The following is a 13,944-nucleotide window of genomic DNA, read 5'->3' as shown; positions in this document are numbered from 1 at the left end:
CTCGATACGGGGCGCCGGCCTGCCGGGCGCGGACTTGTGCGTCTCAGGCACGATGCATGACCTCCACGAACACTCGCTCGAGATCGGGCTCTCCCAGCTGCATTTCGCGCAAACCGGCACCCGATTCACGCAAGCTTGCGAGCCGGCTCTCGACCTCGCCATAACTGTCGAAGCCGAACTCCACCCAGCCGTCCTCAGCCGCCAGGCCACCGAGCGCAAGCGCCGCATCGAGGTTATCGACACGCACGCGCAGGCTGTGGGTGGCGAAGCGGCGCAGCAGGTTGCCGGTGGTATCCAGCGCAACGACCTTGCCTGCCTTGAGCATGGCGATGCGGCCGCACAAGGCTTCGGCTTCCTCGAGGTAATGCGTCGTCAGCACGATGGTGTGACCGTCGCGATTGAGCTTGCGCACGAACTGCCAAAGCCCCTGGCGCAACTCGACGTCGACACCCGCCGTAGGCTCGTCCAGCACGATGACCGGCGGCCGGTGGACCAGGGCCTGCGCCACCAGCACGCGACGCTTCATGCCGCCCGACAGGGTGCGCATGTTGGCGCTGGCCTTGTGCGTCAGGTCGAGGCTGGCGAGAATCTCGTCGATCCAGTCGTCATTGCCACGGATACCGAAATAGCCTGACTGGATGCGCAACAACTCGCGCACCGAGAAGAAGGGATCGAACACCAGTTCCTGCGGCACCACGCCGAGATTGCGGCGGGCGTTGCGGTAATCACCCGCCACGTCGTGCCCCATGATCTCGAGCGAGCCGCTGTCGGGCCGAACCAGACCGGCAAGCGCGGAGATCAGCGTGGTCTTGCCCGCGCCGTTCGGGCCAAGGAGGCCGAAGAACTCGCCCTGCGCAATCTCGAGGTCGACGCCACCCAGCGCCCTCAGCGAACCATACTGCTTGGTGACGGCACTGACGCGAATGGCCGGTATCGTCATGCCTTCGGCTCCAGGGGCAGGAGCGTGTCGATGTCGTAGAGCGCCGCGAGACTGATCAGCGCCGCGGGCAGGTTGCGCAGCACGACACGCTGGCCGGCTGCACGTGCAGCACGCAGCCAGTCGAGGATGAGCGCGAGCGCTGCCGAGTCGGCCGCCGTCACCGCAGCGAAATCGACGGCCAACGGCGCCTCGGCCGCAAGGCGCCGCCCCTCCTCCAGCACCGCCGCCGCGCTCAGCATGGTGAGCGCGCCCTGCGGCGCGAACACCTTCGTCACATCGCTCATGAACGCTGCTGCTCCGCCTCGAGCGATCGATTCTTGTCCTCGAGCGACTTGATCAGGCCGTCAACGCCACCGCTGCGGATCTCCTGCGTGAAGCTGCTGCGGTAGTTCGTGACCAGGCTGACCCCCGCGACGATGACGTCGAACACTTTCCAACCCGCATCGGACTTCTCGAGCATGTAATCGATGCCGATCGGCTGGGCGCCGCTCTGACGTACCTCGGTACGAACCTGCACCCGCTTGTCCGTCGCGGCGAAGCGCGTGGGCTTGAAGTCGATGGTCTGGTCGCGGTACTGGGTCAGCGCATTGGAGTAGGTGCGCACGAGCAAGGTGCGAAAAGCCTCGGTCAGGCGCGCCTGCTGCGCAGGCGAAGCATCGCGCCAGTCGCGGCCGACGGCCAGCATGGTCATGCGCCGGAAGTCGAAGTGCGGCAGCACCTTGGCGTCGACCAGCTCGATGACACGATGCACGTCGCCCGCCTGGATCGCCTTGTCGGCGCGCACGATCTCGAGCACCTCGTTGGTCACATCACGCACCAGCGCATCGGGCGCCTGCTGCGCCGACGCCTGCGCGGCCGGCAGCAGCCCGGCAAGCATAAAAAAGGCAAGTGCAATCAGTCTCTTGAAAGTCATGTCAGTTACCGGTTCGGATGCTTGAATCAGCCAGTTTGTCGCCACCCATGCGGTTCAGTTCCAATCGCTCGACGGCTGCGGTCGCAGCCATGTCGAGCTCCTCGCCCAACTCGGGCGCCCTGCGCGCGTCGAAATTCTCGTACTCACGCGTCACATTGCCGTCGGAAACCTTGTAACGACGTTGTTCAAGGTAGAAGTCGCGCGTGTAGGCGTACTTGTCGATGGTGGCCTCGTCCACGGTCTTCTCGGCACCGAGGAAGGTGGAGCGGACATGCGTGATGCGCAGCGCGGTGTAACTGTTACGCGTGGGCACGTGATCGATATTGAGCGGACTCTGGCCCGCCCGGTCGGCAGGCAGCGCGACGGCGTCGCGCACGGTGCGCGAACCGAACAGGGGCAGCACGATATAGGCGCCTTCACCCACACCCCAGCGCCCCAACGTCTGCCCAAGGTCCTCGTCGTGCTTCGGCAAGCCCATTTCGGTGGCGACATCGAGCACACCCAGCAGGCCGAAGGTGGAGTTCACAAAGAAACGCATCAGGTCGGACATTCCGTCCGCACCCTTGCCCTGCATCAGGCTGTTGAGGCCGATCCACGGATCCTCGAGGTTGCCGATGAAGTTGCCCACGCCGGTGCGCACGAACTGCGGCAACACGAACTCGTAGGCCTGCGCCGCAGGCTTCACGACCACCTTGTCGAGCTGCTCGTTGAAGCTGAACATGGCCCGGTTGTACCCCTCGAGCGGATCATCCGGGTTGGCGGTCGTGGCACAGCCGGACAGTACGCTGACCGACAGGGCCGCCACGGCAAGGGGTTTGCGCGAAAGTTTCGCCACTGCATTCATCGTTGTTTTCTCCACGGCAGGCCCGCAAGCCTTACTGGGCAGCCGGCTCGGCTGCCTTGTCGAACAGGAACTGGCCGATCAGCTTCTCGAGGACGACGGCCGACTGCGTGATGAGCACGCGGTCGCCGTCCTTCAGTGGCTCGATGTCGGCACCGGCATCGAGCCCGATGTACTGTTCGCCGAGCAGCCCCGAAGTCAGGATCGATGCCGAGGTATCGGCCGGGAATTCAAAGCGCTTGTCGATCTCCATCTGCACGACCGCGCGATAGGTCTCGGTATCGAAGCGGATCGACTGCACGCGGCCGACCAGCACGCCGGCACTCTTGACCGGCGCTCTGACCTTCAGGCCGCCGATATTGTCGAACGGCGCCTCGATGCGATAGGTCTCACGGCCATCGAGACCCGAAAAATTGCCAACCTTCATCGCCAGGAACACCAGCGCGGCAAAGCCGATGGCGACGAAAATGCCGACCCACAGGTCGAGCGCGGTACGACTCATCATTGACCCCGGAACATGAAAGAGGTGAGCACGAAATCGAGCGCGAGGATGGCCAGCGCCGACGTGACGACAGTACGCGTGATGGCGCGCGAAACGCCTTCCGCCGTGGGCTCGCAGTCGTAGCCCTCGAACACGGCGATGAGCGACACCACGGCGCCGAATACGAAGGACTTGATCACACCGTTCATCACGTCGTATTCGAATTCAACCGCTGCCTGCATCTGCGACCAGAAGGCGCCGTCATCAACGCCGATGACCACCACCGTGATCAGCCAGCCTCCGAAGATTCCCATCGCCGAGAACAGCGCGGCGAGAAGCGGCATCGACAACACGCCGCCCCAGAAGCGCGGCGCGACCACGCGTGCGATCGGATTGACCGCCATCATGTCCATCGCCTTCAGTTGCTCTGTCGCTTTCATGAGGCCGATTTCGGCAGTGATGGCCGAGCCCGCGCGGCTGGCGAACAGCAGGGCGGCAATCACCGGACCGAGCTCGCGCAACAGGGACAAGGCCACCATCACGCCAACGGCGTCGGCCGAACCATAGCGCTGCAGGATGTCGTAGCCCTGCAGGCCGAGCACCAGCCCGACGAAGAGGCCCGAGACGATGATGATCAGCAGCGACAGGACGCCGCTGAAGTAAAGCTCGCGAATCGTCAGGTGAATGCGGCGCACCGACTGGCCCGACGCCAGCAGCAGGGCGAACAGGAAGCGGGTGATGAACCCCAGGCGCCAGACGCCGTCGATGGTCAGCTTGCCGATGTGACGCAGCCCGCCAACGATGCCGCCGAAAAAGGCGTTCATGGACGCACTCCCTGCAGCAGACTGTCGATCGGCGGCGCCGGGTAATGGAAAGGCACGGGTCCATCGGCCTCCGCATTGACGAACTGATGTACGAAGGGATCGGACGAGGCCCGGATCTCGTCGGGCGTACCCTGCGCGACGATGCGCCCCTCGGAAACGAAGTAGATGTAGTCCACGATCTCGAGCGACTCATGCACGTCGTGCGTGACCATGACCGAACTGGCGCCAAGCGCGTCGTTCAGGCGCCGGATCAACTGCCCGACGATACCGAGCGAAATGGGGTCCAGCCCGGCAAAGGGCTCGTCGTAGAGGATCAGCATCGGGTCCAGCGCCACCGCACGGGCAAGCGCGACCCGACGCGCCATGCCGCCCGACAGCTCACCCGGGCGCAACGAGGCCGCGCCGCGCAAACCCACCGCCTGCAGCTTCATCAACACCAGGTCGGAGATCATCGACGGCGGCAGGTTGGTGTGCTCACGCAACGGAAAGGCCACGTTGTCGAACACACTGATGTCGGTGAATAGCGCACCGAACTGAAACAGCATGCCCATCCGGCGACGCATTGCGTAGAGGTCGGAACGCCCCATCTTGCCCACGTCGCGCCCATCGACCTCGACCACACCCGAGCTCGCCTTGAGCTGCCCGCCAATCAGGCGCAGCAGCGTGGTCTTGCCACAACCGCTGCCGCCCATGATCGCCACGACCTGGCCACGATGCACGCTCAGGTCGATACCACGCAGCACCGACCGCTCACCGTAGGCGAAGCGGACGTCGCGAAGGGAAACGAGGGGAGCGCCGTGCTCGGCTGTGATCACAAGAGGCCCTGCAGCTGGATTCGAACCGCGCATTCTAACAGAGGAGAAAGATCGCTCCCGGCGCGGTGCTGCAACGCAACAGCCAACTATTGCACGGAAGCACTCACATCGCATCGCCCGACAGACCGACGCGCAACTCTAAATGCATATTTCATTTCTCTTGAAATGCATTTAGCATTCGCACATGCCCGCACACCAGCACGCCGCTCGACTCGCCCTGTACGCCCTTTGCGTCGGACTCGCTGGCGGCGCCTGCACGACGCTGCCGCCCGCACCGACGCCAGGCGGACATCTGACGGCGGGACACTCACTCTCGCCACAGACTGCTCCCCACGCTGCGGCCGCGTCGCCAGCTGCTCCGCCGGCACCGGCAAGCACCCCGCCCGCGGCGCCGCAGCGGGCGCACCCGCTCCGGCGCGACGAAACCTATTCGGTCGCGGTGCATGATCTCCCGGTCACCCAACTCCTGCTCGCCATCGGCCGCGATGCGCGCCTGAACCTCGACCTGCATCCCGGACTCGAGGGACGCGTCACGCTCAACGCTATCGACCAGCCGCTCGACCGCCTGCTTGCCCGCATCGCCCAACTGGCTCCGATCCGCTACACGCTCGCCGGCGACCATCTCAGCGTGCGACCGGACACCCCGTTCCTGCGCAGCTACGTGCTCGACTACGTCAACCTCAGCCGCAGCATGAGGGGGACCGTCGCCACCAGCACGCAGATCGCAACCGGGGCCAGCAGCGGGGCCAACGGCCCGAACGGCGCCGGCAACACCTCCGTGACTCAGATCGAGACGCGCTCGACGAACGACTTCTGGGAGGTGCTGCAGTCGAACATCCGCGCCATCCTGTCCGACCCGGCGAGCGGCGCGTCCGCGTGCAAGGCCGACAGCGCCACTTGCCCGGACATCATGCTCAACCCGGGCAGCGGGATCGTCATGGTGCGCGCGACCGCACGCCAGCACGAACAGCTGAGCGCCTTTCTTGGCGATGTCCAGGCGGCCGCGCGCCGCCAGGTGCTGATCGAGGCGACGATCGTCGAGGTCACGCTGGCAGACGGCTATCGGCAGGGCATCGACTGGACGCGGCTCGGCCTGCCCGGCTGGCATGTCGCGCCGCGCGGCAGCAACGATGGCGCGGCCGCGGGATCACCCACCCTGAGCTACCTGTCCGGCAGCTTCGACATCAAGGTGGAACTCCTCGAGACTTTCGGCACGGTCAAGGTGCTGTCCAGCCCGCGGCTGTCGGTACTCAACAACCAGACGGCGATGCTCAAGGTCGTCGAGGAATATGTTTACTTCCTCGTTGACGCCTCCACGACCGAATATGGCGACAGCGAGCGCGAGAAGATCACCGCGACCACGACACCGCAATCGGTATCGGTGGGCATGGTCATGTCGGTGACACCGCAGATCAGCGCCGGCGGCGAGATCACGCTGAACATCCGGCCGACCATCTCCGGCATCGCCGGCTTCAAGGACGACCCCAACCCCTCGCTGCGCAACATCCCCAACCGCGTGCCGCAGATCCGTACGCGCGAGATCGAGTCCATGCTGCGCCTTCGCAGCGGTCAGATCGCCGTGCTCGGGGGGCTCATGGAAGACCGCGTCGATCACGACACCGGCCGAATCCCGCTGCTCGGCGACGTCCCGCTGCTGGGTGAGCTGTTTACCCGCCGCGACAACACCGCGCGCCGGACCGAGCTGCTGATCTTCCTGCGCCCACTGCTGATCGACGACCCGAGCACCAATGCCGATTACGCGCCCTATGTCGGCCAGCTGCCTGACGCAGACTTCCTCGTCAGCACCCCATCGCCTGGCCAGCGCAATCATCCATCCATACCCCTACGTCCCGAGCTTCCCGTCCTGCCCAGCCAGCCATGAACGCACCCGTCCTCATTGGCCAGATCCTCACCGCGGCGCGCCTGATCGGCGACGACCAGCTACGCATCGCCTTGCACGAGCAGCAGCGGCGCCAACGCCCGCTCGGACGCTTGCTGGTCGAACTCGGCTTCGTCAGCGACACCGCGCTGCGCGACGCACTCGCTGCGCACTACGGGCACACGAGCGTCGACCTCGGCGACACCCTCGCCGACCCCGACGCCCTTGCACGCGTGCCGCGAGCGCTGGCGCAACGGCATCGCCTGTTGCCGCTGCACTATGACCATGCGTCGCAGACGCTGACCATCGCCGCGGCCAGCGCGGACGACATCGTCGCCCAGGATCGGCTGCGCGCCGAGCTTGGGCCACAGGTTCGAATCGCGCTGCGCCTGGCGGCCGACGCCGAGCTGTCGCGTGCGATCGACCGCCACTACGGCCAGCCTGCAACGATCGACGACATCGTGCACGAGATCGAGCAGCGCGACGCGCGCAGCGCCCTTCTGGGGCCTGCAGCGACGACCGACGGGAACTCGATTGTGCGTCTGGTCGACGCGATGCTTGCAGACGCCGCTGCACGCGGCGCCTCCGACCTCCACTTCGAACCTGAGGCCTGCTTCCTGCGCATCCGTCAGCGCGTCGACGGCACGCTGCGCCAGGTGCGCGCACTGCACAAGTCGTTCTGGCCGGAACTGGCTGTCCGCCTCAAGGTAATGGCCGGGCTCGACATCGCCGAGTCACGCTGCCCTCAGGATGGACGCATCTCGATCACGCTGGCCGGCCGCCCGATCGACTTCCGTGTCGCCACCCAGCCCACCCTGCACGGCGAAAACATCGTGCTGCGCGTCCTCGATCGCGAGAAGGGCATCGTACCGCTCGACGCCCTGGGTCTGACCGACGGCCAACGCACGACCCTCGACCGCATCCTTGCCCGCCCCGAAGGCCTGACGCTGGTCGTCGGCCCCACCGGCAGCGGCAAGACCACGACGCTGTATTCGATCCTGAATCACCTGAACGTCGAGGCGGTGAACATCATGACGCTGGAGGATCCGGTGGAATATCCGCTCGCCCAGCTGCGTCAGACCTCGGTCGGCGAGGCCTCGCGCCTGGACTTCGCCGACGGCGTGCGTGCGCTGCTGCGCCAGGATCCCGACATCCTCCTGATCGGCGAGATCCGCGACACCGACACCGCACGCATGGCACTGCGCGCCGCGCTCACGGGGCATCGCGTGTTCTCGACCCTGCATGCCAACTCGGCCGCCGGCACGCTGCAGCGGCTTGTCGACATCGGCCTGCGTGCGGACATGCTGGCCGGGAGTCTCGCCGGCATCATCGCGCAACGCCTGGTACGCCGACTGTGCCCCGACTGCCGGTCCGAGGCTGCGGCAAGCGCGGACGCCTGCAGGCTGCTTGGGCTGTCCCCCGCCACCCCGCCCCGAATCTTCCATCCCGTCGGCTGCCCTGCATGCGACTTCCGTGGCTACCGCGGGCGTCTGGCGATCATGGAGCTGGTCAGGATCGACCCTGCGCTCGACGAACTCATCCACGAGGGCGCCAGCCTCGGCCGACTGCGGGCCGCACTGCGCGCCGGCGGACACGCGAGCCTCGCCGACGACGGCATCCGGCGCGTGCTCGACGGCAGTACCTCGCTGGCAGAGCTGAGCCGCGTCATCGACCTCGCCGCGCATGCGGACGAACGGGGAGTCGCCGCATGAACCTCCATCGCTATCGCGCCATGGCAGCCGACGGCCGTCGGGTGCGGGGCGAACTCGACGCCGCCGACCTGCTCGATCTCGAACAGCGCCTGCAGACGATGGGCCTGGTGCTGATCAATGGCGAACCCGTCCGTCTACGCTGGCGGACGCGCGCCAAGGTACCGCGTCGGGAGCTGATCCATTTCTGCTTCCACTTCGAACAACTCCTCGCCGCAGGCGTCCCGCCCTTCGAGGCGCTGACGGCCATGCGGAACGCCACGACACACGCGCGCACCCGTGCCCTCATCGGCATGCTGCTCGCCGATGTCGAGCGCGGACGCCCCCTGTCCGAGGCGATCGCGCGCCAGGAAGGCGTGTTCGCCCCTGCGCTGGTCGCGCTGATCAAGGCGGGCGAGCATGCAGGGCGGCTGAGCGAGGCCGTCCGCGAAATCGGCGCGGCACTGGAGCGGGAGGAGGCACTCGTCGCACACGCCAGGCGCGTCGCAATCTACCCGGCGATCGTCGCCGCGCTGATTCTGGCCGCGCTCGTCGTGGCGCTGGTTCAGGTCGTGCCCGAGATGGAAAAGCTCTTCCGCAGCAGCGGCGAACAATTGCCGCTGCAGACGCAACTGCTGCTTGCCCTGTCCGCGCTCGTCACCCGCCATGGCTGGCTGATGCTGCTGGGCGCAGGCAGCCTGGCCGCCGCCCTGCAATGGCAACTCGCCCATTCCGAGCCGGCTCGCGTGCACGCTCACCGCCTGCTGCTGTCGCTACCGCTTGTCGGCGGCATCCTGCGCGACATCGGGCTCGCCCGCTTCGCCAGCACCCTCGCCAGTCTCTATGCCGCCGGCGTCCCCGTGATCGATGCCTTGCGCATCTCACAAGACACCACGGGCAATCTCGCCCTGCGCGCCGCCTTGCACGACGTAACGCGGCAGGTGGAACAAGGCCGCCCGCTTTCCGCAGCGTTCGAGACGGCGAGCCGCTTTCCCGCATTGCTCACCCGGATGGCCCAGGTCGGCGAACAGACCGGCGCGCTCGACCGTGCCCTCGAGAACATCGCCCTGCTGTGCCGGCGCGATGTGGAGATCGCCATCGGCCGCCTGCAGGCGGCCATCGAGCCCGGACTCACCGTCATGCTGGGTGCCCTGCTGCTGTGGGTCGCCAGCGCCATCCTCGGCCCGATCTACGGCCTCATCACCCGCCTTCCGCTCTGACCCATGAACCGCCTGCTTCTGCGCATCGATTCACTCGGCCTCGAGGCATGGCAAATGCATAGCCATAGGCCTGAATGCGCGGAGTGCTTCGCCCCTCACCAGACGACGGACTTCGCCCGCTGGGTCGCGGCACGCCCGCGCGGCTCGCACTTCCGCGTCCTGGTCGATCTCGGTGAAGAAGCCCATGAGACCGAGGTCCTGCCACGGGTCCGCGGGGCGGATCGCCGCGCGCTCATCGCCCGCAGGCTTGCGCAATGGTTTCCTCAACCGATCTGGGCCCGTGCCGACACGCTGCCGGACAAGCCCCGCCAGCGCGGTGCCGCTACCGAACGCGTGCTCTTCAGCGGCCTCACCCGGCCGGAGCGGATCGCCCCCTGGATCGACGCCCTGCAATCGGCGCGCGCCCGCATCGAATGCACCATCCCGGCGAGCGCACTGCTGGCCGCCTGCAGCGGGCTCGCCGACGGCTTGCTCGTCAGCTTCAGCCGGGCCGGCATGCGTGTGACGCTGATCGCCGAAGGACGTGCCCGCCTGTCCCGTCTCGTCGAAGACTACCCGTCGGGCGCAGCCGCGCAGAACGCCGAGTGGCTGCTCGAGATCGCACGCACCGCACGCTACGCAAGCACGGTCGTCGGCGGAACCGCACAGCCCTTGGTCAGCATCATCGCCCCTGAAGCGGTGCTGCCACCCCTCTTTACGTCCTCGTCTGCCGCTGCATACGGACTCGAGCTGCACTGGCTCGATCCCGTTTCGCTCGGCATCGCCGCCACGGAAGGCCAGGACCTGGACTGCACTCGTCTTCTGCTCCACTGGCTGGATAAGGCCTCGCCCCGACTGGGCTGGCAGACGCCCATGCCTCCGGGGTGCATGTCAGGACCGAGGCGCCTGCTTGTCGGCGCCTCGGCCGCCCTTTGCGTGGCCGGCATGGCGGCGGCGATGCTGAACTGGCAGAACGCTTCACGATTGACGCAGGCGCGCACGGCGCTTGAAGCCTCGCTGAGCGCGAAGCGTGCGTTGGTCGCGCGCATCGAGGCCTCCATTCCCCCGCTGCCCGCCACGGCCGACCTCATCCAGGCAAGTGTCGAGCAGTTCGAGCAGTCCGCACACCTGCGCGTCCCGACCCTCGCCCTCCTGGAACACGTCTCCCACGCCCTCGAGGACGGCTCCTCCGCCAGCCTGGATTCGCTCTCGTGGGCGCTGGAAGCGCCCGATGCCCTCATCACGCTGACGCTCATGCACGCCGCGCCCCGGGACCTCGAAGCGATCGCCCTGCGGCTCGAGCGCCTGGGCCCGTTGGAAATCGAGTCCGGGCGTCCGGATGGACGATCCGTGATCTCCGTGCGCACCGCACTCGACACGCTTGGCCGTGAACGCCCATGAAGGCGGCCGAATCACGCCAGGCCGAGCTTGCGCGATTCGCTGCGCCTGGGCTTGCCGTGGGCGGGCTCGTCGTGGCGGCAGCCTTGCTGATCGGCTCGATCGCCAGGGTCGATGACGCGGCGTCCGCCCTCGACCGCGTTCGTCGTGCGGATGCGCAGATCGACGCCGAACTGCAGTCGATCTCCGCACGCGCCGACGCGACGCGGCGCACCGCGGAGCACTGGCAGGCACTCGAAGCGCTGGCGCGCACGCCCGGCCCGCAGTCCTGGTCACTCGCGCTGCAGGAAGCCGTCGAGCGGCTCGGCAGAGAGAACAAGCCCGCCCGCATCCTCTCGACGTCCTTCTCGCCTCCACAACCGCCGGCCGGCAAGCCCGCATCGCTCCTGCTCCACAGCGAGGCCACCACCCGCTTCGCCCTCCGCCACGAGGGCCACTTGCCGCGCCTGCTCGACGTCATCGAATCCACGCCCCATGTCCGCGTGCGCGCCTGCAGGCTGGAACGCGTGGTCAGCCAGGCGCCGGCCCGCATCACGGCGGACTGCCGCCTCTCCTGGCTGAGTGTCGCCCTGCCTGCTATCGCCAAGACGCCATGAGCACAGTCCGCCCGCGTCCCGTTTCCGTCTGCGCTCTCACGCTGCTGCTCGCATTCTGGGGGACGAACGTGGCGGCCGCCGATCTGGGTCGCCTGTTCCATACCCCGGCGGAGCGTCACGCCCTCGACCAGCCCCGCGAAACGGTCGTCGACCACGGTGAGCCGGACGCGGCCCCCGTGTCCCGTCGCATCGACGGGCTCCTGCGCAGCAGCACCGGGCGGGCCACGATCTGGCTCGATGCCGAACCGCTCGCACCGGCTCCGCTCTTTCGGCTCGCGCCCTATCCGGCGCTCGAGCTCATCCCTCAGCCCGCATCGCAGCTGCGACTGCAGGTCGGCGACAGCTGGCCGCCGTCCGCCCGGTCCGCCGACAGCAGCCTGCCGCGGCTCCACGTCCAGCGCCAACGCGACACCCTCCGATGAGCGCCCGCCGCCCCTGCCATCGTGTCGCCGGCAACGGCCTGCTCGCAGTCCTGCTCCTGAGCGCACTCCTGTCGGCCGCCGGCCTGCTCGCACAGGGCGAACTGCGCATCCTTGCCGAATCGCGCGCGCAGGCACGCAGCGTCGAAGCACTCTCTCAAGCACGCGAGGCCCTGATCGGCTATGCGATCAGCTACGCCGAGCGCCACCCTGGCGAAGGCCATGGTCATCTGCCCTGCCCCGATGCGGGCAACAGCGGCTCGAGCACGCTGGGCGCCTGCGGCGCACGCAGCATCCCGAGCCTTGGCCGCCTGCCATGGCGAACCCTGGCACTGCCGGAACTGCGCGACGGATGGCACGAATGCCTGTGGTATGCCGTCGCCGGCAGTGTCAAGAACAACCCGAAACCGCTGGTACTGAACTGGGACAGTCCCGGCCAGTTCGGACTTTTCGACCGTGCCGGGCGGCAGATAGCGGCGGCCGGGCCGGACAGCCTCGCAATCGCCGTCATCATCGCGCCCGGCGCGGCACTGACAGGCCAGATCCGCATCAACACCGGCGCGGGACCTTGCCCGGGCAGCGCATCGGCGATCGACGACCTGCCCGCCTTCCTCGACGGCGGCAACAGCCTCGTCGTTCCGAGCGACTTCCGCCAGGGTGGCACGGCAGACGTGGCCGGCAACGACGTGCTTGCCTGGATCGGCATCGACGACATCCATGATGCCTTGCGCCGCCGCCACGACCATGCGGACCGGATCGAGCAGATCGGCGCACGCGCCGCCACCGCGCTCGACGCCGCACTGGCCAGCCCCGACTTCATCGCCACCCATCTCACGGCCGCAGCCGGCGGCCTGGTGGCGACCGGCCCCCTGCCGCTGGCGACCGTACTTGCGCTCCCCGGCGAGCATGCAGTCGCACACGACAACTGGCGCGACCAATTCCGCATCGCTGCCTGCATCGATGGCTCTCCCTGTGTGACGGTCCGTGACACGGACAGCGACACCCTCCACCTTTGCCGGGCTGCGCTGCTCTTCGGTGGCGAACGCATCCGCGAAGGCCCCGAGCGCCAGCGGCGCACGACCACTGCCGAACGCGAGGACGCCGCGCAGTATCTCGAAGGCGACAACGCGCACAACTACGCAAGCGGCATTCCCCGATTCGCCGGTGCGCCCCTGTTCCGCACCATCGATCCCCGCCTGCCCGCCACCCAGGACGTCGTCCGATGCATTCCCTGAATAGCCCTCCTCCGCAGCCAACGCGCCGCGCCCGCACGCCCTGTCCTGCTCAAGGCGGATTCACCCTCGCCGAGCTCGCAATCGTGCTGGTGATCCTGTCGCTTCTGGCCGGCGGACTGATGGTGCCGCTAGGCGCACGCATCGAGGCTCGCGACCGTCAGCTCACCGTTGACCGCCTGCGCGACATCCAGCAGGCGCTCATCGGGTTCGCCATCATCCACGGCCGCCTGCCCTGTCCCAGCACCGAGGACGACCCTGGCGCGCCCGGCTACGGGATCGAGGACAGCCCGCCCTGCAACACCGCCCGCGAGGGTCGGCTGCCGTGGCTGACCCTCGGGCTGTCGGCCACCGATGCCTGGGGACTGCCACGCAGGAGCCCCGGCGACCACTGGGGCGGACACTGGCACTACCGGGTCGACCGTGCCTTCGCCGACACCGTCATCAGCGCGGTGACCGCCCCGACCGACGACCTGCAGATCCGCGCCCACGACGGCAGCCGCATCACCGTCACCGACTCGCAGGCGGTCGCGATCATCTATTCGACGGGCCCGAATCGCCGCGCCGACGGACTCAACGCCAGTTACTCATCCACCTATCAGGCTGGCGAAAGCATCCCCGACTACGACGACCTCCTCGTCTGGATCGGCCGCCCGCTGCTGATCGCACGCATGGCGCAGGCCGGTCGCCTCTGACATCCGCCTTCCACCCTCCACAGG

15 protein-coding genes are annotated in these 13,944 nt (G+C 67.6%); 8 read left to right on the top strand and 7 right to left on the bottom strand.

The window, feature by feature from the left end; translation table 11 throughout:
* Positions 1-43: 43 nt before the first annotated feature.
* Genes AC731_RS18040 through AC731_RS18010 form a run of 7 tightly spaced genes read right to left on the bottom strand, consistent with a single transcriptional unit; the run spans position 44 to position 4,847 of the window.
* On the bottom strand, positions 44-940 hold the full coding sequence (locus tag AC731_RS18040) for an ABC transporter ATP-binding protein (RefSeq protein ID WP_048708265.1): 897 nt from the start codon (positions 938-940) through the stop codon (positions 44-46).
* On the bottom strand, positions 937-1,224 hold the full coding sequence (locus tag AC731_RS18035; protein WP_048708264.1) for an STAS domain-containing protein: 288 nt from the start codon (positions 1,222-1,224) through the stop codon (positions 937-939). The genes AC731_RS18040 and AC731_RS18035 overlap by 4 nt, the downstream gene beginning before the upstream one ends.
* Positions 1,221-1,853, bottom strand: coding sequence for an MlaC/ttg2D family ABC transporter substrate-binding protein (locus AC731_RS18030; RefSeq protein WP_004253984.1), 633 nt, complete (start codon positions 1,851-1,853; stop codon positions 1,221-1,223). Before AC731_RS18030 ends, AC731_RS18035 begins: the two co-directional genes overlap by 4 nt.
* 1 nt (position 1,854) lies before the next feature.
* A complete protein-coding gene (locus AC731_RS18025) occupies positions 1,855-2,697 on the bottom strand; it encodes an MlaA family lipoprotein (RefSeq protein WP_048708261.1) in 843 nt (280 codons plus the stop codon).
* A gap of 31 nt (positions 2,698-2,728) precedes the next feature.
* Complete coding sequence (mlaD, locus tag AC731_RS18020) at positions 2,729-3,196, bottom strand: outer membrane lipid asymmetry maintenance protein MlaD (RefSeq protein ID WP_004253980.1); 468 nt, start codon at positions 3,194-3,196, stop codon at positions 2,729-2,731.
* Positions 3,196-3,999 carry a lipid asymmetry maintenance ABC transporter permease subunit MlaE gene (mlaE, locus tag AC731_RS18015; RefSeq protein ID WP_048708259.1) on the bottom strand — a complete coding sequence of 268 codons (804 nt, stop codon included), beginning with the start codon at positions 3,997-3,999 and terminating at the stop codon, positions 3,196-3,198. Before mlaE ends, mlaD begins: the two co-directional genes overlap by 1 nt.
* On the bottom strand, positions 3,996-4,847 hold the full coding sequence (locus AC731_RS18010) for an ABC transporter ATP-binding protein (protein ID WP_048708257.1): 852 nt from the start codon (positions 4,845-4,847) through the stop codon (positions 3,996-3,998). The genes mlaE and AC731_RS18010 overlap by 4 nt, the downstream gene beginning before the upstream one ends.
* Positions 4,848-5,253: 406 nt before the next feature.
* Between AC731_RS18010 and AC731_RS18005 the strand changes: the two genes are divergently transcribed.
* The 8 genes from AC731_RS18005 to AC731_RS17970 are packed head-to-tail and all read left to right on the top strand — an operon-like array spanning position 5,254 to position 13,920.
* Entirely contained in the window at positions 5,254-6,696 is a 1,443-nt protein-coding gene (locus tag AC731_RS18005; RefSeq protein ID WP_205626609.1) for a pilus (MSHA type) biogenesis protein MshL, read from the top strand.
* The gene (locus AC731_RS18000) at positions 6,693-8,405 is read left to right on the top strand and encodes a GspE/PulE family protein (protein ID WP_048708254.1); all 1,713 of its coding nucleotides are present in this window, start codon (positions 6,693-6,695) and stop codon (positions 8,403-8,405) included. Before AC731_RS18005 ends, AC731_RS18000 begins: the two co-directional genes overlap by 4 nt.
* Positions 8,402-9,601, top strand: a complete 1,200-nt coding sequence (locus AC731_RS17995) for a type II secretion system F family protein (protein WP_048708253.1) — start codon at positions 8,402-8,404, stop codon at positions 9,599-9,601. Before AC731_RS18000 ends, AC731_RS17995 begins: the two co-directional genes overlap by 4 nt.
* Positions 9,602-9,604: 3 nt before the next feature.
* On the top strand, positions 9,605-10,981 hold the full coding sequence (locus tag AC731_RS17990) for a hypothetical protein (protein WP_048708251.1): 1,377 nt from the start codon (positions 9,605-9,607) through the stop codon (positions 10,979-10,981).
* Positions 10,978-11,574, top strand: coding sequence for a hypothetical protein (locus AC731_RS17985; protein ID WP_048708249.1), 597 nt, complete (start codon positions 10,978-10,980; stop codon positions 11,572-11,574). Before AC731_RS17990 ends, AC731_RS17985 begins: the two co-directional genes overlap by 4 nt.
* On the top strand, positions 11,571-11,996 hold the full coding sequence (locus AC731_RS17980; protein WP_048708247.1) for a hypothetical protein: 426 nt from the start codon (positions 11,571-11,573) through the stop codon (positions 11,994-11,996). The genes AC731_RS17985 and AC731_RS17980 overlap by 4 nt, the downstream gene beginning before the upstream one ends.
* The gene (locus tag AC731_RS17975; RefSeq protein WP_048708246.1) at positions 11,993-13,228 is read left to right on the top strand and encodes a hypothetical protein; all 1,236 of its coding nucleotides are present in this window, start codon (positions 11,993-11,995) and stop codon (positions 13,226-13,228) included. The genes AC731_RS17980 and AC731_RS17975 overlap by 4 nt, the downstream gene beginning before the upstream one ends.
* Positions 13,216-13,920 carry a type II secretion system protein gene (locus AC731_RS17970; RefSeq protein WP_082794368.1) on the top strand — a complete coding sequence of 235 codons (705 nt, stop codon included), beginning with the start codon at positions 13,216-13,218 and terminating at the stop codon, positions 13,918-13,920. Before AC731_RS17975 ends, AC731_RS17970 begins: the two co-directional genes overlap by 13 nt.
* Positions 13,921-13,944 lie beyond the last annotated feature (24 nt).

The sequence above is a fragment of the Thauera humireducens genome (assembly GCF_001051995.2).
Classification (GTDB): domain Bacteria; phylum Pseudomonadota; class Gammaproteobacteria; order Burkholderiales; family Rhodocyclaceae; genus Thauera; species Thauera humireducens.
Note: the sequence above shows the minus strand (reverse complement) of the source record. Positions and strands in the feature narration are given on the sequence as shown.